General features: G+C 71.4%; 17 protein-coding genes. 14 read left to right on the forward strand and 3 right to left on the reverse strand.

What is annotated here, in order from left to right; all coding sequences use genetic code 11:
- Nucleotides 1–314: 314 nt before the first annotated feature.
- The 14 genes from DVK44_RS21540 to DVK44_RS21605 all read left to right on the forward strand — a co-directional run bounded on the left by DVK44_RS21540 (nucleotide 315) and on the right by DVK44_RS21605 (nucleotide 16,640).
- On the forward strand, nucleotides 315–1,598 hold the full coding sequence (locus DVK44_RS21540) for an XRE family transcriptional regulator (RefSeq protein ID WP_114661133.1): 1,284 nt from the start codon (nucleotides 315–317) through the stop codon (nucleotides 1,596–1,598).
- Between the two features lie 262 nt (nucleotides 1,599–1,860).
- On the forward strand, nucleotides 1,861–2,850 hold the full coding sequence (locus DVK44_RS21545; RefSeq protein WP_114661134.1) for a malate dehydrogenase: 990 nt from the start codon (nucleotides 1,861–1,863) through the stop codon (nucleotides 2,848–2,850).
- A 243-nt stretch (nucleotides 2,851–3,093) separates the two neighbouring features.
- Complete coding sequence (locus DVK44_RS21550) at nucleotides 3,094–4,596, forward strand: aldehyde dehydrogenase family protein (protein ID WP_114661135.1); 1,503 nt, start codon at nucleotides 3,094–3,096, stop codon at nucleotides 4,594–4,596.
- Nucleotides 4,597–4,713: 117 nt separating this feature from the next.
- Nucleotides 4,714–6,261, forward strand: a complete 1,548-nt coding sequence (locus tag DVK44_RS21555; RefSeq protein ID WP_114661136.1) for a GMC family oxidoreductase — start codon at nucleotides 4,714–4,716, stop codon at nucleotides 6,259–6,261.
- Nucleotides 6,262–6,413: 152 nt separating this feature from the next.
- Nucleotides 6,414–7,481: a quaternary amine ABC transporter ATP-binding protein gene (locus DVK44_RS21560; RefSeq protein ID WP_228447303.1), complete on the forward strand. Its 1,068-nt coding sequence runs from the start codon at nucleotides 6,414–6,416 to the stop codon at nucleotides 7,479–7,481.
- Complete coding sequence (locus DVK44_RS21565; RefSeq protein WP_114661138.1) at nucleotides 7,478–9,451, forward strand: ABC transporter permease subunit; 1,974 nt, start codon at nucleotides 7,478–7,480, stop codon at nucleotides 9,449–9,451. Before DVK44_RS21560 ends, DVK44_RS21565 begins: the two co-directional genes overlap by 4 nt.
- Nucleotide 9,452: 1 nt before the next feature.
- A complete protein-coding gene (locus DVK44_RS21570) occupies nucleotides 9,453–10,418 on the forward strand; it encodes an ABC transporter substrate-binding protein (RefSeq protein WP_114661139.1) in 966 nt (321 codons plus the stop codon).
- 178 nt (nucleotides 10,419–10,596) lie between these two features.
- Nucleotides 10,597–11,295: a response regulator transcription factor gene (locus DVK44_RS21575; protein WP_162793989.1), complete on the forward strand. Its 699-nt coding sequence runs from the start codon at nucleotides 10,597–10,599 to the stop codon at nucleotides 11,293–11,295.
- A complete protein-coding gene (locus DVK44_RS21580) occupies nucleotides 11,292–13,598 on the forward strand; it encodes a sensor histidine kinase (RefSeq protein WP_114661141.1) in 2,307 nt (768 codons plus the stop codon). Before DVK44_RS21575 ends, DVK44_RS21580 begins: the two co-directional genes overlap by 4 nt.
- Nucleotides 13,599–13,808: 210 nt before the next feature.
- The gene (locus tag DVK44_RS21585; RefSeq protein ID WP_114661142.1) at nucleotides 13,809–14,156 is read left to right on the forward strand and encodes a hypothetical protein; all 348 of its coding nucleotides are present in this window, start codon (nucleotides 13,809–13,811) and stop codon (nucleotides 14,154–14,156) included.
- A 53-nt stretch (nucleotides 14,157–14,209) separates the two neighbouring features.
- Nucleotides 14,210–15,229 (forward strand): GTPase family protein, encoded by a 1,020-nt coding sequence (locus tag DVK44_RS21590; RefSeq protein WP_114661143.1) that lies wholly within the window; start codon nucleotides 14,210–14,212, stop codon nucleotides 15,227–15,229.
- On the forward strand, nucleotides 15,229–15,525 hold the full coding sequence (locus tag DVK44_RS21595; protein ID WP_162793991.1) for a hypothetical protein: 297 nt from the start codon (nucleotides 15,229–15,231) through the stop codon (nucleotides 15,523–15,525). The genes DVK44_RS21590 and DVK44_RS21595 overlap by 1 nt, the downstream gene beginning before the upstream one ends.
- A gap of 19 nt (nucleotides 15,526–15,544) precedes the next feature.
- Nucleotides 15,545–15,970, forward strand: a complete 426-nt coding sequence (locus tag DVK44_RS21600) for a hypothetical protein (RefSeq protein WP_114661145.1) — start codon at nucleotides 15,545–15,547, stop codon at nucleotides 15,968–15,970.
- A gap of 142 nt (nucleotides 15,971–16,112) precedes the next feature.
- Nucleotides 16,113–16,640 (forward strand): VOC family protein, encoded by a 528-nt coding sequence (locus tag DVK44_RS21605; RefSeq protein ID WP_114661146.1) that lies wholly within the window; start codon nucleotides 16,113–16,115, stop codon nucleotides 16,638–16,640.
- Here the strand turns inward: DVK44_RS21605 and DVK44_RS21610 are convergent.
- From DVK44_RS21610 to DVK44_RS21620, 3 genes are read right to left on the reverse strand one after another with little or no spacing between them, the layout of a single operon-like run.
- Nucleotides 16,630–17,652: a thiopeptide-type bacteriocin biosynthesis protein gene (locus DVK44_RS21610; RefSeq protein WP_114661147.1), complete on the reverse strand. Its 1,023-nt coding sequence runs from the start codon at nucleotides 17,650–17,652 to the stop codon at nucleotides 16,630–16,632. The genes DVK44_RS21605 and DVK44_RS21610 overlap by 11 nt on opposite strands.
- Nucleotides 17,634–18,848, reverse strand: coding sequence for a lanthionine synthetase C family protein (locus DVK44_RS21615; protein WP_114661148.1), 1,215 nt, complete (start codon nucleotides 18,846–18,848; stop codon nucleotides 17,634–17,636). Before DVK44_RS21615 ends, DVK44_RS21610 begins: the two co-directional genes overlap by 19 nt.
- The gene (locus DVK44_RS21620; protein WP_228447304.1) at nucleotides 18,845–21,925 is read right to left on the reverse strand and encodes a lantibiotic dehydratase; all 3,081 of its coding nucleotides are present in this window, start codon (nucleotides 21,923–21,925) and stop codon (nucleotides 18,845–18,847) included. Before DVK44_RS21620 ends, DVK44_RS21615 begins: the two co-directional genes overlap by 4 nt.
- Nucleotides 21,926–21,967: the final 42 nt, after the last annotated feature.

Raw genomic sequence — 21,967 nt, forward strand, 5'->3', positions numbered from 1 at the left:
ATCAGTGGGCAACGGATGGGAGACTGAGGCGGTGACCGAGACCGGGGGCGCGCGACGGCGCGCGAAGAAGGCTCCGGTTGCTTCCATGCGCTGCCGGTGAGGGAACTGGCATCCTGGCTCGGAACATCCCTGTGGGTAGTCCGTGAGGTGGACCGTACGGACCGACGTGAGTCGGCCCTGACGCGGCCGGCTCGGGGACCGGAGCGCCGTGGGGCTCCGCCGGGGAGAGCCGGGGGCGGTGAGCGCGGAGGCGGCAGGGGGATGAACGGCGCGGGGCACATCAGGCACGTGCGGGGGGACAAGGGGGAGGCAGAATGCCTCGTTGGAAGGCGCTTCCGGAGGAGCTGGACCCGGAAGTCAGCGAATTCACGCTTCAGTTGCGCGCGCTGGTCGACCGCAGTGGTCTGAGCATCGCCGCGGTGGGCGACCGGACCGGTTACAGCAAGACGTCGTGGGAGCGGTATCTCAACGGCCGGCTGCTCGCGCCCAAGGGCGCGATCGTCGCGCTGGCCGAGGTCACCGGCACGCATCAGCAGCATCTGATCACGATGTGGGAGCTGGCGGAGCGGGCCTGGAGCCGCTCCGAGATGCGGCACGACATGACGATGGAAGCGATACGGATCTCCCAGGCGCGGCAGGCGCTCGGCGAGTTCAGCCCGGGAGCGGCCGGCAGCGTGAGCGGCCCCGGCGGCGGTCCCGGGGGGCGCGGGGGTCCGGGCGGCGTCGGCGGTCCCGGCGGTCCCGGTGGGCCCAAGCCCGGTGCCGGTGGCCGTGGTGGACGCCCGCCGGCGGCGGCAGGCGCGACCATCGACTTCGGCGCCGGCGCGCGCGGCGGCAGGCCCGGCGCGGGACCCGGCTCGGGCGCCGTACCGCAGCAGCGGGGGCCCGGGGGCCCCAGACCGTCCGCGCCCGGCCAGGCGCAGGGGCCGGGGCTGTACCCCGGTCAGAGTTACGGCGGGTACGGACCGGCCGCCGGTGCCCCCGGCGCGTACCCCGGCCCGGCCCGGCCGGGAGGCCCGGCAGGCGGCCCGGGTGGCCCGGGCGGTCCTGGTGGCTCCGGTGGCCCCGGCGGACCGGCCGCACCCGGGCGTGGCCGGCGTCGCGCGCTGATCTTCGGCGCGGCGGTCGTCGGCGCGCTGGTGGTCGCGGGCGGCGCGCTGCTGACGCTGAACCTCGGCGGTGACGGCGACACCGGCAAGCCCGTCGCCCAGTCCCCGTCCCCCTCCCCGGTCACCAGCAAGCCCGTCCTGCCCGACGGGGTGAAGTGCTCCGGCGACGACTGCACGGGCGAGGACCCGGAGGAGATGGGCTGCGGCGGCCAGTACGCCGAGACCGTCTCCAGCGCCACGGTCGGTACGACGCTGGTCGAGGTCCGCTACAGCAAGACCTGCGGCGCCGCCTGGGCGAGGATCACGCAGGCGGCGATCGGCGACGAGGTACGGATCAGCTCGCTCCGGGCCACCGGCGAGGAGCAGACCGGCGTGGTGGAGACGACCACGGACGCGTACACGCCCATGGCCGCCGTTCCGGACGCCGACAGCGCGAAGGCGTGCGCGACGCTCGTGAGCGGTACGAAGGGGTGCACGACGGCGGAGTGACCGGGGGACGGCCCGTACCTCGCGCGCGAGCCGTACGAGCCGAGCCGTACGAACCGCCGGAGGCCCGTGCGTGAGCCGTGCGTGAGCCGTGCCACAACGGGGGCGTGGGTGACGGCTCGCCCGGGTCCGATAGCCTGACCGCTGGATATCTCTTCACGTCAAGATTCAGTCCAGCGATGGGCCGGTTGTCGGAGTCGGGGGAGATGTCCCGCACCCAGGGGCAGGGACCCCCGCCACCGCCAGCTGTCTTACGGAGATCGCCATGACCCGCACTCCCGTGAATGTCACCGTCACCGGCGCGGCCGGCCAGATCGGCTACGCGCTGCTCTTCCGCATCGCCTCGGGCCACCTGCTCGGCGCGGATGTGCCGGTCAAGCTGCGTCTCCTTGAGATCCCGCAGGGCCTCAAGGCCGCCGCGGGCACCGCGATGGAACTGGACGACTGCGCGTTCCCGCTGCTCAGCGGCATCGAGATCACCGATGACCCGAACGTCGCCTTCGACGGCGCGAACGTCGCCCTCCTGGTCGGCGCCCGCCCCCGTACGAAGGGCATGGAGCGCGGCGACCTGCTCGCCGCCAACGGCGGCATCTTCAAGCCGCAGGGCAAGGCCATCAACGACCACGCCGCCGACGACATCAAGGTCCTCGTCGTGGGCAACCCGGCCAACACCAACGCGCTGATCGCCCGGTCCGCTGCCCCCGACGTACCGGCCGAGCGCTTCACCGCGATGACGCGCCTCGACCACAACCGCGCCATCTCGCAGCTCGCCGCCAAGACCGGCTCCGCCGTCTCCGACATCAAGCGGCTGACGATCTGGGGCAACCACTCCGCCACCCAGTACCCGGACATCTTCCACGCGGAGATCGCCGGCAAGAACGCCGCCGAGACCGTCAACGACGAGGTGTGGCTCGCCGACACCTTCATCCCGACCGTCGCCAAGCGCGGCGCGGCGATCATCGAGGCCCGTGGCGCCTCCTCGGCCGCCTCCGCCGCCAACGCGGCCATCGACCACGTCCACACGTGGGTCAACGGCACCGCCGCGGGCGACTGGACCTCGATGGGTATCCCGTCGGACGGTTCGTACGGGGTGCCGGAGGGCCTGATCTCCTCCTTCCCCGTCACCACCAAGGACGGCGCGTACGAGATCGTCCAGGGCCTGGAGATCAACGACTTCTCGCGCGCCCGGATCGACGCCTCCGTCAAGGAGCTGGCCGAGGAGCGCGACGCGGTGCGCGAGCTGGGCCTGATCTGACCGTACGGATGTACGACTAGTGCCCCTGGTAGCCGAGAGGCCGCCAGGGGCACTCGTCGTGCATGCGTCGTGCATTCGGCCTGCACCCGTCGTTCCGGCACGTGAGCCGGAGCACTTTCCGTCACGCCATGCGCATGGTTTCCGCTCCCCGGGGCAGGCACCGGAATCCCCAGTCCTCGCTGGTGGAGAACGTTCCGGTCGGCATTCCGACCGGGATTCCGGTAAGGGAAGGCATTGCGCGACGTGTCGGCACAACAGACGATTCATGTGGACGGAAAGTGGCGTGAAGCCGCGTCCGGAGCCACGCGTGACATCCTCGACCCCGCCGACGCGACGGTCCTCGCCGTCGTGTCCGAGGGCGGGGCCGAGGACGCCGACGCGGCCGTCGCCGCCGCGCGCAGGGCGTTCGACGAGGGCCCCTGGCCCCGTACCCCCGTGGCCGAACGGGCGGCGCTGCTGCGCCGGACCGCCGAGCTGCTCGTCCGCAACCGCGAGAAGATCGCGCTGCTGGAGAGCCGGGACGCCGGCAAGACCCTGGAGGAGGGCCGGGTCGACGTCGACTGTGTCGCCGACGCCTTCCGGTACTTCGCGGACCTCGTGATGAACGAGAGCGGCGGCCGGGTCGTCGACGCCGGTTCCGCCACCGTCCACAGCGTGGTCGTGCATGAACCCGTCGGGGTCTGCGCGCTCATCACCCCGTGGAACTACCCGCTGCTCCAGGCCAGTTGGAAGATCGCCCCGGCCCTCGCCGCGGGCAACACCTTTGTGATCAAGCCGAGCGAGATCACCCCGCTCTCCACCGTCGACCTCATCGACCTGCTCGCCGAGGCCGGTCTGCCGCCCGGCGTCGCCAACCTCGTGACCGGCGCCGGCGACCCGGTCGGTGCCCGGCTGTCCGCCCACCCGGACGTCGACCTCGTCTCGTTCACCGGCGGCCTGAGCAGCGGTACGAAGGTGATGCAGGCCGCCGCGCCCGGCGTGAAGAAGGTCGCGCTCGAACTCGGCGGCAAGAACCCCAACGTCGTCTTCGCGGACGCCTGCGCCACCGACGAGAGCTTTGACACCGCCGTCGACCAGGCCCTGAACGCCGCGTTCATCCACAGCGGCCAGGTCTGCTCCGCCGGCTCGCGCCTCATCGTCGAGGAGTCCGTACGCGAGCGCTTCGTCGCGGAACTCGCCCGCCGCGCCGGCCGTATCCGCCTCGGCCGCGGCACCGAACCGGGCGTGGAGTGCGGACCGCTTGTCTCGGACCGGCAGCTCGCCAGGACCGAGGAGTACGTGGCGTCCGCCCTCGCGGAGGGCGCCGTGCTGCGCGCGGGCGGCCTCCGGCCCGACCCGTCCGACATCCGCCCGGCGGCGGGCTACTTCTACCGGCCGACCGTCCTCGACCAGTGCCACCGCGAGATGCGCGTCGTACGCGAGGAGATCTTCGGCCCGGTCCTGACCGTCGAGACGTTCCGTACGGAGGACGAGGCCGTCGCCCTCGCCAACGACACCGAGTACGGCCTCGCCGGCGCGGTCTGGAGCGCGGATCCCGGGCGGGCGCGGCGGGTGGCCGGACGGCTGCGGCACGGCACCGTATGGATCAACGACTTCCACCCGTACCTCCCGCAGGCCGAGTGGGGCGGCTTCGGCAAGTCCGGCGTCGGCCGGGAGCTGGGGCCGGCCGGGCTCGCGGAGTACCGCGAGGCGAAGCACATCTACCAGAACCTCGAACCGCGCCCGGTGCGCTGGTTCGCGGGCTGATCCACCGCCGGACGCCATACGCGCTCGTCCCACGCCCCCGCACGTCCGCACCCCCAGGTATCCACCGCACACCCACGTATCCACCGCACACCTTCAGCGAAGGAGCAGGAGACAGCCATGGGATCCACGGTCGAGTACGACTACGTCGTCGTCGGGGGCGGCACGGCGGGCTCGGTGATCGCCTCCCGGCTCACCGAGAACCCGGACCTCGACGTCGCCGTCATCGAGGGCGGCCCCTCCGACGTCGGCCGCGACGACGTGCTGACGCTGCGCCGCTGGATGGGACTGCTCGGCGGTGAGCTGGACTACGACTATCCGACCACCGAGCAGCCGCGCGGCAATTCGCACATCCGGCACAGCCGCGCCCGCGTCCTCGGCGGCTGCTCCTCGCACAACACCCTCATCGCGTTCAAGCCGCTCCCCTCCGACTGGGACGAGTGGGCGGCGGCCGGCGCCGAGGGCTGGGACGCGGGCGCGATGGACCCGTACTTCGACCGGCTGCGCAACAACGTCGTGCCGGTCGACGAGCGCGACCGCAACGCCATCGCCCGCGACTTCGTCGACGCGGCGCGGCGCGCGCTCGACGTCCCGCGTGTCGAGGGCTTCAACCGGGAGCCGTTCCACGAGGGCGTCGGCTTCTTCGATCTCGCCTACCACCCCGAGAACAACAAGCGCTCCTCCGCCTCCGTCGCCTATCTCCACCCCTTCCTCGACCGGCCCAACCTCCATCTGCTGCTGGAGACTTGGGCGTACCGGCTGGAGCTGACGGGCAGCCGCGCAACCGGTGTGCGCATACGGTCGGCCGATGGCGCCGAGACGCTGGTCCGCGCCCGCCGCGAGGTGATCGTCTGCGCGGGCGCCGTCGACACACCGCGGCTGCTGCTGCACTCGGGCATCGGCCCCCGCGCCGATCTGGAGAAGCTCGGCATCCCGGTCGTCCACGATCTGCCGGGCGTCGGCGAGAACCTGCTCGACCACCCCGAGTCGGTGATCGTCTGGGAGACGGACGGGCCGATACCGGAGAACTCCGCGATGGACTCCGACGCGGGTCTCTTCGTACGGCGCGACCCGGCCGCCGACGGGCCCGACCTGATGTTCCACTTCTACCAGATCCCGTTCACCGACAATCCGGAGCGGCTGGGGTACGAACGCCCCGCGCACGGTGTGTCCATGACCCCGAACATCCCCAAGCCGCGCAGCCGCGGCCGGCTTTATCTGACGAGCGCGGACCCCGAGGTCAAACCAGCCCTCGACTTCCGCTACTTCACCGACGAGGACGACTACGACGGCCGTACCCTCGTGGACGGCATCCGTATCGCACGGCGGGTCGCGGCGGCCGAGCCGCTGGCACACTGGCTGAAACGGGAGGTCGCCCCCGGGCCCGAGGTCACCTCCGACGAGGAACTGAGCGAGTACGCCCGTAAGTGCGCGCACACCGTCTACCACCCTGCGGGCACCTGCCGGATGGGCGCGGTGACCGACGAACAGGCCGTCGTGGGGCCCGATCTGCGGATCCGGGGGCTCGACTCGATCCGTATCGCGGACGCCTCGGTCTTCCCGACGATGCCCGCGGTCAACCCCATGATCGGGGTCCTCATGGTCGGTGAGAAGTGCGCGGAACTGCTGACCGGTGGGACCGGCGACGACGAGGGGCTGAACCGATGAGCGAAGGCAACGGAAACAGCGAAAGCAGCGCGAGCGACGGCGTTCCGGGTACGGATACGGGGGCGAGCCCGCGCCCCGAACCCGTGGAAGTTCCCGAGGCACTTGTAACACCCGCAGCAGCCGAAGCGCCCGAAGTCTCCGAACGACCACCGGTGTTCGCCCTCCGCGGCCTCTGGAAAGTCTTCGGCCCCCAGGCCGACGCCGTCCCCCACGACCCCGCGCTCGCCGCCCTCGACCCCGCCGAACTGCGGGCCCGTACCGGCTGTACCGCCGCCGTCCGTGATGTCTCCTTCGACGTCCGCAAGGGCGAGGTCTTCGTCGTCATGGGGCTGTCCGGCTCCGGCAAGTCCACGCTCGTACGATGTCTCACCCGGCTCATCGAGCCGACCTCCGGCGCCCTCACCATGGATGGCGAGGACGTCCTGGCGATGGACCGGACACGCCTGCGCGAACTGCGCCGCCACCGCGCCGCCATGGTCTTCCAGCACTTCGGGCTGCTGCCGCACCGCTCGGTGCTCGACAACGTCGCGTACGGCCTGGAGATCCAGGGCATGGCCCGCGCCGAACGCCGCGCCAAGGCCGCCGAGGTCGTCGGCAAGGTCGGCCTCGAAGGGCTGGAGGACCGGCGCCCCGGCCAGCTCTCCGGCGGCCAGCAGCAGCGGGTGGGGCTGGCGCGGGCGCTTGCCGTGGATCCTCAAGTCCTGCTGTTCGACGAGCCGTTCAGCGCGCTCGACCCGCTGATCCGCCGCGACATGCAGGAGGAGGTCATCCGGCTGCACCGCGAGGAGCGGCGCACGATGGTCTTCATCACGCACGACCTGACCGAGGCGCTGCGCCTCGGCGACCGTATCGCGCTGATGCGCGACGGCCGCGTCGTACAGCTCGGCACCCCGGAGGAGATCGTCGGCCGGCCCGCCGACGCGTACGTACGGGACTTCGTCCGCGATGTGCCGCGCGAGCAGGTCATCACGGTGGGCGCCGCCATGCGCGCCGCCGGTCCCGGTGACGGCGACGCGGGCCCGGAGCTGGCGCCGACCGCGACCGTCTCCGAGGCGATCGAGGCGGTCGCGCGCTCCGGTGAGGCGGCGGCCCGCGTGGTCGACGGGCGGGGCGGCCTCCTCGGCGTCGTCGACCGGGAGCGGCTGCTCGGTGTGGTGGCGGGGACGGCGCGGATGCCGGAGACGGCTCGGATGTCGGAGACGGGAACGGCGCTGCGATGACCTCCGCCTCCCCGGCCGCGACCAAGGCCGCCCCGTACCCGGCGGGCCTGCTGGCGAACCGTACGGTCGTCGTCGGCAAGCTGCTGCCCTTCGCCGTGTTCGCCGCCGTCCTCGTACCCCTCGCGCTCACCCGCTGGTCGGGATCGACCGCCTGGCCCGACGCGCTCACCGTCGATCTCTCCGGTCCGCTCGGCCGCACCAGCGACTGGATCATCGACAACCGCGACCACCACCCCCTCTTCCTCTACTTCTTCGGGCACGTCAGCAACGCCGTCGTGCTCTCCGTACGCGCCGTCTACCTGCTGCTCCTCGCCCTCGGCTGGGCCGGTGTGACGGCGGGCGCCGCGCTGATCGCGTGGCGGGTCGCGGGCGGGCGGCTCGCGGTCACCGCGGCCGTCGCGTTCGCCGTGTGCGGCGGGCTCGGCATGTGGGTGCCGACCATGCAGACGCTCGCGCTGATGGTCGTGGCCGTCACCGCGTCCGTGGTGCTCGGCGCGCTGCTCGGCCTCGCCGCCGGGCTCTCCGACCGGCTGTACCGCATGACGCGCCCGCTGCTCGACACCATGCAGGTGCTGCCCGCGTTCGCGTATCTGCTGCCCGTCGTGCTGATCTTCGGCATCGGTGTCCCGGCGGCGGTCCTCGCGACCGTCGTGTACGCGGCGCCGCCGATGGCGCGCCTCACCGCGCTCGGGCTGCGCGAGGCCGACGGCGGGGTGATGGAGGCAGTGTCCTCGCTCGGCGCGACGGCGAAGCAGCGGTTGCTGACGGCCCGGCTGCCGCTCGCCCGGCCGCGGCTGCTCCTCGGCCTCAACCAGACGATCATGATGGCGCTCTCCATGGCCGTCATCGCGTCCGTGATCGGCGCCGCCGGGCTCGGGGACCGCGTCTACCAGGCGCTGGCCTCGGTCGACGTCGGCGCGGCGCTCGCGGCCGGGCTGCCGATCGTACTGCTGGCGGTGGTACTGGACCGTACGACAGCGGCGGCGGGCGCGGGTACTTCCGACACCAACGGCGGTGACCTCCGGGGCGGTTGGCGCGGCTGGGCCGTCGTGGTCCTGGGGATCGGCGCCGTCGCCGTCGCCGGGCGGCTGGCGGGCCGGCTCGACTGGCCCGCCGGGGGTACGGTGCCGATCGCCGAGCCGGTGAACCGTGTCGTCGACTGGATGACCGACCACCTCTACTCCGGCGTCCCGGTCGTCGGCGGCACCGCCGACTGGGCCGGCCACTTCACCACCTGGGTCCTCGACCCGCTGCGCGGCGGCCTCCAGGCGCTGCCCTGGTGGGTCCTGCTGCTGGCGGTCGCGGCGCTCGCGCTGCTCATCGGTACGTGGCGGACCGCGCTGACCGCTGTGCTCGCCCTGGCCGCGATCGGTGTCCTCGGCGTGTGGAAGCCCTCGCTCGACACGCTCTCGCAGGTCCTGGCCGCCGTCGCCGTCACACTCGTCATCGGCTTCGCGGCGGGCATCGCGGCGGCGCGCAGCGCGCGGGTGGAGGCGCTGCTCAGGCCGGTGCTGGACGTCTTCCAGACGCTCCCGCAGTTCGTCTATCTGATCCCCGTCGTCGCGCTCTTCGGCGTGGGCCGCGCCCCGGCGGTCGCCGCCGCCGTGGTCTACGCGCTGCCCGCCGTCGTACGGATCACCACACAGGGGCTGCGGCAGGTCGACCCGGCCGCGCTGGAGTCGGCGCGCTCCCTCGGGGCGACCGGCGTACAGCAGCTCCGGCAGGTCCAACTGCCCCTCGCCGGACCGGCGTTGCGGCTCGCGCTCAACCAGGGCGTTGTCCTCGTACTGGCCGTTGTGATCATCGGCGGACTGGTCGGCGGGGGCGCGCTGGGCTACGACGTGGTGTACGGGCTGGCGCAGGGCGACCTGGCGACCGGGCTGGTCGCGGGCGCGGCCATCGTCTGCCTGGGGCTGATGCTCGACCGGGTGACCCAGCCGGCCGAACGCGTACGACGGAAGGGCGCCTGACATGCGTACGTACCGCACACTGACCGCCGCCCTCGTCTCGGCGGGCGCGCTGCTCGCCGTCACGGGCTGCGGCGCGGCCGACATGACCAAGCAGGCGTCCCCGTACGCCAACGCGGGCGGCGCGAAGACCGTCACCCTCTCCGTACAGTCGTGGGTCGGTGCCCAGGCCAACGTCGCGGTCGCGGCGTATCTGCTGGAACACGAACTCGGCTACCGCGTCGACACCGTCCAGGTCGACGAGGTCCCCGCGTGGGACGCGCTCAGCCAGGGCCGGGTCGACGCCATCCTGGAGGACTGGGGCCACCCGGACCAGGAGCAGCGCTACGTCAAGGACAAGAAGACGATCGCGCCCGGCGGCGACCTCGGGGTGACGGGCCACATCGGCTGGTACGTCCCCACGTACTTCGCCGAGAAGCACCCGGACATCACCGACTGGCGCAACCTCAACAAGTACGCCGGTCAGATGCGCACACCGGAGAGCGGCGGAAAGGGCCAACTGCTGGACGGCTCACCGTCGTACGTCACGAACGACAAGGCGCTCGTGGCCAATCTGGACCTCGACTACCAGGTCGTCTTCTCGGGTTCCGAGGCGGCGCAGATCACCCAGATCAAGCAGTTCGCGAAGGAGCGCAAGCCGTTCCTCACGTACTGGTACACCCCGCAGTGGCTGTTCGAGAAGGTCCCGATGACGGAGGTGAAGCTGCCCGCGTACAAGGAGGGCTGCGACGCCGACCCGGAGAAGGTCGCCTGCGCGTATCCGCACACGCCGCTCCAGAAGTATCTGAACGCGGACTTCGCGAAGGGCGGTGGCCGCGCGGCGGAGTTGCTGAAGAACTTCCACTGGACGACGGAAGAGCAGAACGAGGTGGCGATGATGATCGCGGACCAGAAGCTCTCGCCGGAGAAGGCGGCGGAGAAGTGGGTGAAGGCGCACGGGGCGACGTGGAAGAAGTGGCTGGGGGAGTGACGGTGTGAGGTCGTGAACCGGGTCTGGGGTGGCGGCTGTTGAGGTCCCACCCCGGCCCAGTACCGGGTTCCTTTTGATGGTTCCTCCCCGGGGGTTTCTCCCGATTCTCCCGAAACGGGTGTACCGCCGGTCACCGTCCCCGTACCATTCCGGCACGGAACGCGACCCGGGGAGAGCCATGGGGACACCCGCCGTGGACAAGGGGCCCTTACCCATCCGGGTAGCGGCCGTCGACGACCATCCGATCATTCTGTACGCGCTCAAGGCGACCTTCGCCGAGACCGCCCCCGACATCCAGCTCGTGGCGGTGGCGGAGGATGTGGACGCTCTGCTCGCCCAGGACCTGCCGGCCCCGCCCCCGTCGGTCGTGCTGCTCGATCTGCGGCTCCAGGACCGCAGCGAGACCGGCGAGAACGTACGGCGGCTCCGCGAGACCGGCGCTCATGTCCTCGCCTACACGACCGAACACCGGCCCGCCCTCGTCCGCAAGGCGCTGGACGCCGGGGCCGTCGGGCTGGTGCTCAAGGAGGACGCGCAGAGCAAGCTCGTCGAGGCGATCCGGGCCGCGCACGCGGGCGAGACGTATGTCTCCAGCAGGCTCGCCCAGCAGATCGTGAGCGACCCGCGCGGTGCCACCCGGCTCAGCAAACAGCAGCACCGGGTGCTGGAACTCCTCGCCAGAGGGCTGCCGCACCCGCAGATCGCGCTCTTGCTGCACATCACCGAGGACACCGTCCGTACCCACCGCAAACGGGCCATCGAGGCGTACACCCACGAGGGGAAGAGCCTGCTGGACCGGAACAGCCAGATCGTCTGGCAGGCGGTGGCGGACGGGCACATCGACATCGTCCCCGAGCGGCCGGAATCCACGGGGTGAGTGCGGGCTCCTACCGGTACGGCGTCGAGTGCGGCCTCTCGCGGGCGGTGGCCTCCGTGGCGACGCTGTTCACGGTCGTCTGGGGGGCGTTCCTGCTCAGCCACGTGGGCGGCCTGACCCCCGGTGTCCTCGGTGTGTCCGTGGTCTTCACGGCGCTGGTCGGGGCGGTGGCCGTGCGCGGGTTCCGGATCCGGCTGGGGCGGGCGGACGTCGTCGCCGCCGTCGTGGTGGCGGTCGCCGGGAATCTGGTGATCGCGCTCGACGAACCGGAACAGGTGGTGATCGGGCAGCGCTGCATGCTGGCCGTGCCGGCGGTTCTCCTCGCGGTCGGATGTCTGCCGCCCCGGGGGGCCCGCTGGGTGTCGCTGCTCGCCATCTGCGCCCAGGTGGCCGCGAGTTGGCCGGTGGACGGCGCGGCCGGCGCGATCGAGGGCGTCTGGCCGGTCGTGGCGACGGCGATCGCGGGCGTGGTGCTGGCGCCGCTGATGCGCGCGGCGGGCACCGGGGCCGACCGCTCGGAGCGGCGGGTACGGGCCGCCAAGGCGGCGGCGGCCCGCGCCCGGGGCCGGCGCGAGGCGCACCGCGACTTCCAGGGGATGCTGCACGACGACATCAGTTCGGCCCTGCGCGCGCTCGGCGTCGCGGGGATCGAGCCGGCGCGCGTACGGGAGGCGGCGCGGGGTGCGGTGACGGCGATCGGCCGGACCCCGGCGCCACCGGAGGAGGCCGGGCCGGTCGAACTGGGCGCGCTGGTACGGGCTTTGGCCGCACCGGCGGGTACGGAGCTGACGGTCGAGGCTGCTGGGGCAGTCGGTACGACCGGCACGGTGCTGGTCGGCGCCGAGGTGGCCGCTGCCGTCATGGGCGCGGCCGGTGAGGCACTGCGCAATGTGGCGCGGCACGCGAAGGCCCGCAACGTACGGGTGAGGCTGCGCGGGCGCGGCGACGGGCAGGGGTTCGACCTCGCGATCACCGATGACGGGATCGGCTTCGCCCCGGCCGGGCTCCGATCGTCGTCGGTGGGCGTACGGCGGTCGATGATCCGGCGGATGGCGGGGGTCGGCGGCACCGCCGAGGTGCTCAGCGCACCCGGCGGCGGGACGACCGTACGGCTGTCCTGGGAACGTCCGGGCGATGGTCCCGGGACGGCGGAGCCCTCTGCCGCGTCCCATTCCGCGTCCCGGGCCGGGAAGACCGGGGAGACCGGGAAGACCGGGAAGACCGTGCGCATGCGGGCGGCGGTCGGGGACGTACGACGCCCACTGGCCGCTGTCTGTCTGCCCTTTGTGCTGGTCATGGGGGTGATCGCGGGCATCCACACGGCGGCGACGCCCGGTGCCGGCTGGCTGATGGGCTGGTACGTACTGCTGTCGGCGATCACCGTGGCCCTGCTGCTGCGCGCCCACACCGGGATCCCCGGGCCGGCGGCGGGCGCGGCGGCGGCGTTCGCGGTGGCGGGGGCGCTCAGCAGCTTTCTCACCCTGCCGCTGGCGGGCCTGGCCGACTACACGTCGTGGCCGATCGGCGCGGTGACCCCGCTGCTGACCCTGCTCGTGATCGTACGGCCGTCCTGGGAGGCGCTGGTCGCGCTGGGGGCGGAACAGGCGGGCCTGCTCCTGCTGGTGGCGCTCGGCCCGCCGATCGCGCCGTCCTTCGCGGAGTCGCTGGCGATGACACTGCCCGCGCTGTTCTCGCCCGCGCTCGGGGTGCTGACCGGGCTGGCCATCGGGTCGAACGTGTCGCGGCTCGGCGGGGTCACGATGCGGGCCAACACCGCCCGGTCGGCCGCGCTCGCCGCGGAGTCGGCCCGTACCGCCCGGGAGACCCTGCACCGGCGCAGGCTGGCCGATCTGGACGAGGAGATCCTGCCGTTCCTGCGCGCCGCCGCCTCGCCCGTGACGACCTTGGACGACCCCGAAGTACGTTCCACCGCAAGGCTGTTGGCCGCCGCTGTACGGGACGAGATCCATCTCCCCGGAGTCCTCGACCGGCCGACCCGGGAGCTGCTGAACGCGGCCCGTACGGCGGGCTGCGACATCACCATCCAGTCGGACGCCGACGACCCCCACCCGCCGGCGCTGCTCCGCCTCCTCCTGACCACCGCGCTGCGCGAGGGGCCGACACCCCGGGAACTCACCCTCAGCGTGGGCGCCGGCCCGGCCGGGGTCCGCGCGGGCCTGGTCGTCCTCCCGGGCGACCGGCGGCGTACGGACGCGCTGCGGGAGGCGCTCGCGGGAAGGGCGGCGGCGGTCCGGGGGGCCGATGAATTCACGCTGGTGGAGGTGGACGGCCCCACGCTCTGAGCGGGGGAGTGGCTGAGTTCCTGAGTGCCTGAGCGGGGGATGTCCCCATTGCTGGGTACAGCGCTTACGCCCCGCGCCAGGGACGATGAACGAAGTGCCGGATCGCTCGATATCTCATCTCCGGCACCTGGTTCACCGACTCGGGGAGAGCTTTTGGGACGTCATCGGAATTCCCGTCATCATCCCATCCGGAACTGGTCCGTCGGGCCCGTGGAGAAACAGCTCGGGACTGTCGCCGACCCGCCGGATGTCATCGCGTACGCCATTGAGGCCATTTGCCGGGCGGGCCGGCTGGGCCGGGCGGATCTGGAACAGGTACTGGCCGCGATCGACCGCGTACTGAGCGGCCGGATGGACTCCTATGAGTCCGCCCAGGTGGCCGGAATGCGGATGGCGCTCCGGGCCCGGCCGGACTTCGGTTTCGAGATGTACTTCTACGGGCTGACGTATTTCGGCGCGGCCGGGGTCGAGATGTTCAAGGGTCTGGTTCAGCAGCTGGATACGTTCGAGCCGCAGTTGGTCGAACTAATAGGCGACGGAAGATTCGACCGAGACTGAAAGACCGAGAAACAAGCGACAAAGGACAACTGTCTCGCAGAGGGGGACAAGTGATGAACTTCAAGCAGAACTTCAAACGTCAGCTCAAGGCGTCGATGGACCGGACCGACGGCCTGTCCCGGGCCGAGCGCGCGGCCGTGATCCAGGAGTACGACGCGGCGCTCGACCGGGAGAAGCCGCCCCGGCTCGTACTCATCGGGGAGGCGGGCGTCGGCAAGTCGACCACCATCAACGCGCTCTTCAACGCGGGCCAGAAGGTCGGCCACACACGGGCCACCACGGACCGCGCCGAGGCCGTCACCGTCGAGGAGATCAACGGGGGGAAGGGCAGCCTGGAGGTGGTCGACATGCCGGGCCTCGGCGACGACGTGGCCAACTACGACCGGTATCTCGATCTCTACCTGCGCGTTCTCCCGACGGCGGACGCCATCTTGTGGGTGCACGCGGCGGAGGACCGGATGGTCCACCTCGTACAGCAGGCGCTGTTCGACATCTTCAGCAACAGCCGCCCGGAGCTGATCGGCCGGCTGGTCTTCGGCCTCAACAAGGCCGACGAGATGAACCCGCGCGACTGGAACCCGAGCGCCAACCTCCCCTCGGCGGGGCAACTGGCGGCGCTGGGTGAACGGGAGCAGGACTTCACCGCGAAAGTCCACAGGGCGCTGCCGACATGGCGGGGCCGGGCGGTCTCGTATTCGGCGCTGCGCTATTACAACCTGTCGGCGCTGTTCAAGGCGATGATGTACGCCGTACCGGAGGAGCGGCGGTGGGTGCTGGAGAAGCGGATGGATCTGGCGGACTTCACCACGCTGGTGGACCGAAAGCTGCTTCGCGCGGCAGAGGGAAGGACACTCGCGGAAGTGACGGAACGGCCCCGTCCCACCCCCACCCCCGCGCCGCCTCCGCCTCCCGCGCCGGACGCTGAAGATCCCGCCGTACCCAATTCCCTCCCGAGTGCCGTGGATTCGGCGATCGCGGGGTTGTCGGAGACGCAGTGGCGGAAGCTGAGTTCCGACCGGGACCTGTTCCGCGCGTTCCTCCGGAACGTGGAAGAGCAGGAGAAGAGCGGATGATGAACGCGGAGCCCGTGGGTTCACCGGGCATGGAGGAAATGCGGGAACGCATCAGGGAGGCCATGCGGGAGCATGAGCTGAACATGAGCGAGATCACGCAGATGTCGGATGTCTCGTTCCTGCACTGGGTCGAGAGCGTGGGACGCAGGATCGCGGCGGCGCTGGGAATCCCCCTCGCCAAGCTCCACGCGCTCTTCGACGATATGCGGTCCATCGGGGGAAACATGAAGGATTCCTTCCGGGCCTCGTACCGGGACGCGTACAACAGATCGCGGAAAATCAAGCGCACGGGATAGCGGGAAAGGAGAAGGGATCATGGCATGGGTTGAATTCCCCTTCCCCGAGTGCCCGGCCTGCTTCCGTTCCTGGAGCAGCAGCCGCCACCGGGACTGCCCGGCCGGGGGCGAACGCCTCCTGGAGATCGACCCGGACGCGGCGGAGGTGCGCTGCGCGAGTTGCCGCAGCGCATGGGGCGTGGGCAGCACCCGCTTCTTCTGCGCGTGCGGCCGCCGCTTCGAGGCGACGGAGGTGGACGCCGCGCTGCGGGAGATCATCCGGGTCGCGTCCCTGCTGACCGAGATGCTGGTGGAGCGGGCCCGCGACCTGGCCGAGATCCGCCGGGCGGGCGAGGTCTCGTTCCTGGCGTGGGCGGACGGCTTCGCGCGCAGGCTGGCGGGATCGTTGGGGGCGCTGGCGGGGCGGGTGGTGGGCGGGCTGCTGAGGGAACTGGACGAGACGTGAGGGGAGCGGGGGTACGGGGGTACGGGGGTCTCCCGTACCCCCGCTTCCCGCTTCCCGCCCACCTCTGTCTTCACATCCGGAGAGCTGGTAAAATTTTAAGGTTCAAGTAATCATTTTGCCGGTCCGGATCGAGGGTGTAGCCATGGCCATCAACCGCATGAACCACGCAGTCCTGTACGTACGCGATGTCGAGCGCAGCGCCGCCTTCTACCGCGATGTGCTGGACTTCCGCGAAGTGATGTCCATGGCGGGCCGGGCGGTCTTCCTCCAGGCCCCCGGCTCCACCAACGACCACGACCTCGGCCTCTTCGCCCTGGGCGCCCAGGCCGGCGACAGCACCGCCGGCCGCACCACGGTCGGGCTCTACCACCTGGCCTGGGAGGTCGACACCCTCTCCGACCTGGAGGAATACCAAGCGCGACTCGCGGACGCCGGCGCCCTGGTGGGCGCCAGCGACCACGGCACCACGAAGAGCCTGTACGCACACGACCCGGACGGCCTGGAGTTCGAGATCGCCTGGATCATCCCCGCCAACCTCCTAGACGACGAAGCCCGCGCCGCCCGCACCCGCATAGGCCCCCTCGACCTCGCCCAAGAGAAGCGCCGCTACGGAGCGGACACGCAAGGCGGCGTGGGCATCTCCATCCCGGCGCCGAGCGTTACGCCGTAGTCGTCACCGGCCATCGAGGATCAAGGATGGCCGTACGTGCCGCCCACGCCAGGGCGCTCTGCTGTCCTATGGACAGGCCGAGGCGGTTCCAGTGGAAGATGATGTGGAGAGCCAAGACGCGGCGAAGCCCACGGTCGAGGGATCCGGAGTGGACCGCTTCGGCAAGCGCGAGGCCGGTGCCACGGAAGGCTTCGGCCCACGCGGCGACAGGTGCCAGCGGTCCTCCGTAGGCCAAGGCGGGGCCGTCCGCCGAGGTGTCGGCGAGGAGCAGCACACGCAGGTGTTCAGCCATTTCGCGAAGGCGTTCCTTGGGGATGTCCCCGACGGCTGACCGCTGTTCCTCGCCGATGACGCGGTCCCACACATCGCCCTGCTCGTACCACTCAAGACCTGCGGCGCGCATCATGATCACGCAGAGCATGACGGACAACTCGCGGCGGCCGAGGGCGACATCGTCGCGCCTTGCCAAGGCGACGATTTCGCGGCTGTCGGCGACGAAAAGGCGGTGCGCGGCCGACATACCGGCACGGCCCCCGAAGGCAGCGGACTCCGGTTCGTAGATGCCGGGCCACCATCGGCGCAGGTGGCCCCCTTCGACAAGGTGATCCAGCGCAACCCCGAGGTCGGTCCTGACGCCGATTCCGGGCTTGATGCGCAGCCGCAGGCGCCAGCAGGGATGCTTTCGGGTGAACCACCACGCGCTGATGGCGCCGCTCCCTTCGGCACCGCGCAGCAGCGGTTCCAGGTGGTTGACGGCCGTCTGCTCGGCGTTCGCCCACTCGGTGAACTCAATGCGGACCTGCCACCAATCGGTGACGGCGGCCTGCTCGGCGAGCGCCGCGTGCCCGGCTTGCCGGAACACCTCCACGGCGTCCGCCAGGTTTGTCGGTTCCACCCCTGACCGGTGTGCGGTGCCGACGACGTCCCGGCCTGCCAGGACATCGAGTACGGCCCGGTCGATGGGCCCGAGCGCCGGTGGCCGCGCAGCCTCAGTCAGTCGATCAGCAGACATGCGTCCCATCCGGTGGTCGGTGAGTGGCCGGCGGCGAGGGTGGTCAGGGCGAGGGCGCAGCCGGCGTCTCCCTCCAGGAGTCCCCGGCCCTGGGGCGAGCCCGCTCGGGCGTTGGCGGTCAACGCCTCCCCCAACGGACCGAGCAGGTGGCTCAGTTGTGAGCCGGGAGCGTCACAGGATGCCCGGAACGCGGTCTGGTAGATGCCCGCCCAGCCGTGGCACAGGCTGGTGTCGGTGACCCGAGCCAGTTGTACGGGGTCGGACAGGCACCGGTACAGGGCATCCTCGTAGAAGTGCCGCAGGCCCCGGTCGCCGAGGGCGATACCGGCGAGCTGCCCGGCGCGGGCGATGCCGGGTGTGCCGTAACACCAGCTCGGCCGGGCCGGGCCAGGTGCGTGGATCCGCCCTGTGGTGACGTCCGAGACGGTGAGATGCTCGGGCCACCATGGTCCGGCGGCGCCTTCCTGACGCCACCTGTCCAGATGGGCGCAGAGGGAGAGAATGGCCTCCGTCTGCCCGTCCACGCTGATGCCGCGCCGCAGGGACTGGGCGAGGAGCATCAGCGGGCCGGTCATGCCATGGGCCGCGCCGAAGTTGCCGTGTCCGCCGGGGAAGCGGGAGGAGTACGTACGGTGCGGGTCGTGACCGACCCACCAGCCAGGCATGCGGTGACCCTTGCCCGCGGACGGGTGCGTCAGGGAGACCAGGTAGCTCAGGATCCGCTCCAAGGCTCCGGCGCCGGGATCGCTGCGCAGGAAGTAGGCCCCTATTCCGGTGAGGCCGTAGAAGATGTCGTACTCGGCGAAGCCCGGCAACTCGCCGCGTAACATCCGGGCCGACGCGGCGTCGACGCGCCGGTTGGCGAGCGCCGTGACATGGGTGTGCAGCGTTGTCCACGCCGGGTGGTAGACGGCGTGGAAGGCGGCAGGCGCGGAATACAGGAGAAACGCGAGGGCAGGGGCGCCGAAGTAGAGGCCCGTGTGGTCTGCGCCGCTCACCCCGCCGGAGGCCGCCTGTCGGATCCAGCGGTGAGCCGTATGCCACGGCACGGGAAGCGTACGGGCCCGTTCCACATGCAGCAGCGCGATGCCGGCCGCCCCGTCGGCCAAGGACTGGTCGCTCGGCTGCTTGTCGGCGGGCCGGGCCAAGTGCTCGGCGAACTCATCGATCAGGCAGGACGCGTGAGTGACCGTCATGTCCGTACCTCCTTCTTGGCCGGAAAACGGCACAGGGCCGCGGCACGTGCGAGGCGGAGGGTCACGGCCTCGGCACGCGGACCGACACCGAGAGCCCGTACGTGGTGCTGATGGAGCAGCGACCGTACGACCGTGAGCGGTTCACCCTGCTGTCCGGCCAGGGCCTCCCGGTAGGAACGCACAGCGACATCGCGTGCTTGCCAGGCTTGCGAGACGGTTCCCCCAGCGGGGAGCGAGGCCAGTAGCGACCATCCCCCGGGGGCCGCGAGCCCGCGAGCCTGGTCGCACAGCTCACGGTCCAGGTGCCCACCGCCTCGGGGCACGTTCTCGATGAGCCACTTCCCGCCCTGGTCCGCCGAGCCGGCCAGGGCCGCTGTCAGACCGACGACACTCGCGGCCGCGAGGGCCTGCGGAGCGACGGCACCCGTCTCCACGAGCCGGATCTGCGCAAGGGCCGCGGCGGAGTCGGCGGCGAAGACGCGGTGAGCGGCTTCCAGGGCAGCCGCACGTCCGTACCGGCCCGTCTGCGGTACGTACGTCTCCAGCGTGAGGCGGGAGACCAGCCGGCTCCGGCGCAGCCCTGCGGCCCAGGCGTTGACCTGCTCGGCGACTGTCCCGTACGTGCCGCTGTCGATGCGCAGGAACAGCGCGAGGTGCTGTCCGGCCTCGGGCCGGGCCATCTCGCGATGCCGGACGAACCACCACAGCGGGGCGTCGCCGAGAGCTCCGAGGAAGGTGGGCAGGTGACGGTCCAGGATCTCGCTGTAGCGATCGGGGTGTGCGTGCAGATGCGCACGCAGCACCGTTCCGGCGCCGGGCAGTTGGATATCCTCCTCGGCCGTCGCGATGGCCCGCCGGGGTGTGGGCAGCGTGACGGCGTCGGGTTGGGTATGAGTGAGGGGGAGCAGAATTTCGTGAGCGCGTCCGATCCAGCCGTACAGGTCGGGATCGGCCACTTCGCGCAGTTCCAGACGGCGGACGTCGTTGAGGCGGGAGCGCAACAGCCGCCGGTGTACGGGATGGGTCAGGTCGAGGGCGAGTCGTTGATCGAACTCGACCAGGGCGATCCGGTCCGGGACGCGCAGGCGCGTCCGCCAGGCGGTCAACGCTTCGTCCCAGGCCACGACCGACGCCACTCGTCCGGGAAGGTCCTCGGCCCTCAGCAGCCAGCGGGCCGGGGTCAGGATGGTCCGGCGATAGCGCACGCGGGGCAGGTACGGGAGCCGTCTTGCCGTGCCGAAATCGAACGGCTTGTAGATCGCACACCGGGCGTTGCCGAGCTCCGTCAGCAGCCGGGCCAGTGGTGGTGTCTGGATCCCGGCTTCGAGCGCGTGCAGCACCCGTACGTCGATCGGCCGGCCGGTGGAGAGCTGGACGAGATGGAAGCGGCGGGCGTCCGCTGTGACCGCGATGTCCGCCGGCCCGATCACGTGCTCGTCCGCGGCACGGTGCTCGCCCAACGCGATGACGTCGGGGAGCAGTCGCGCGGTGCGAGTGACGTTCTCGTTGCGCCGGCGTCGGGGGCCGAAGGAGAGCTGCGCGGTGACCGCGTCAGGCCGGGAGGAGAGGTAGGTGCCGGCCAGAACGTCCTGGTGCGCGGGCGGCAGGAGGTGGGCGAACCGTCCCAGCATGCTGCTGCCGGGTCGGGGAACGCCGGTGAGCATGAGCTGGAACGCGCCGCGCGCCAGATCGGCGGACGAGGACGCACGGATCTCGAAGGCGACCTCCGCGCGGGGAACGAGCGTCGGCCTCTCACTGCCCGCGGCGTCGGCGAGGCCGGCAACCACCGCGTCGGTCAGGACCAGCTCACCACGGTTCTCCATAAGCGCCTGCTGCACCAGGGCGAGCACCGCGTCATCGCGGTCGGTCACCTGCTTCGCGGCTCTGCCGCGCTCCGATCCGACGTACTCGGCCGGCCACCCGAGCCCGCTGTCGGCCACCAGTTCCAGCACCGGCACAGCAGAGCCGACGCCGTACCGGGCCCGGAAGCGCCGGTGGTAGTCGCGCCACTGCTGATAACCGTACGGCTGAGGGGAGAGCCGGTACAGCGCCGATACGGCGGCCTCGGCTTCCGCGACGACGTGCGCCGGGATTTGCACGTCGCAGTCCAGCGCGGTGTCGATGAGGAGAGGTACCGGGGCGGCGGAGGACTCCTTCGTCATCCGGTCGATGACCGCACTCAAGGTGCCGGTCGGCAGCGCTGGGGCGCGGCCGTTGAGGTCGTCGCGGATCGCGTACAGGACGCGCACCAGGTCTGCCACGTCCGGCAGGGTGTGGGCATCCGCCTTCTCCAGCTCGCCGCATACGTGGCCGAGGGCGTCCAGGGTGGTTGACGGCGCCCGCAGGCTGGTGATGAGCAGGTCCTGCGCGAGGAGATCGGCCAGAAGCGCGTCGATCCTCCCTCCGGCACCGGCCGGGAACATGGCGGTGAGCTCGGCACGCAGCTCTCCGTACGGAGTGGGGATCCGGGCCGCTCGCATCGCGGCCTGTACGGTCCGGCGGTACGGCACGGACACCTCGACCGGCGCCATCAGACGGTCGCGGCCGTCTGCCGGAGCGCCCGGAGCGACGAGGCGGTCGCCGCGTACCTGTGCGGTGTTGTTGGCCACCACGGGCAGGCGTTCCAGCAGGTCCGGGCTGTCTTGCAAGCGCTGGACGATGTCAGCGATCCAGTCGGCGTCGGCGCGGACCACCTCCCGGTGTGTGTCATCCCACCGCACACGGACTGTCGCTCCGACCGATACCGGGGCTGTGCCCGCGAAGCGGCCGAAGGGGGTGGGCCGGTGCTGCCAGCGCAACAGGTAGGAGGCGACGGACAGCGCCGCGCGCCGGATCTGCTGCGGCTGGGTCCGCACCCCGCGTACGACATCGCCCGCAGCCCGGTACAGGACGGGGCTGGCAGTGCGCACAGCGTCGCGGGTGTCCTCGTGCTGCCACACCCTGCCCAGCCACGACCGGGTGGCGGCCGGATCATCGAGATCGAGCGTGCGCGGTAGGTCGGCCGGTCCGGGGCGCGTCGTGGCGCGCAGCATCGCCGCACCCTGCCACCGGTAGTTGACGACTGCTCTGGAGGCCACGGGCAGCACTTCCTTCCATCTGCCTACGGATGCAGGAGGCGG

The sequence above is a fragment of the Streptomyces paludis genome, assembly GCF_003344965.1.
Taxonomy (GTDB): Bacteria; Actinomycetota; Actinomycetes; order Streptomycetales; family Streptomycetaceae; genus Streptomyces; species Streptomyces paludis.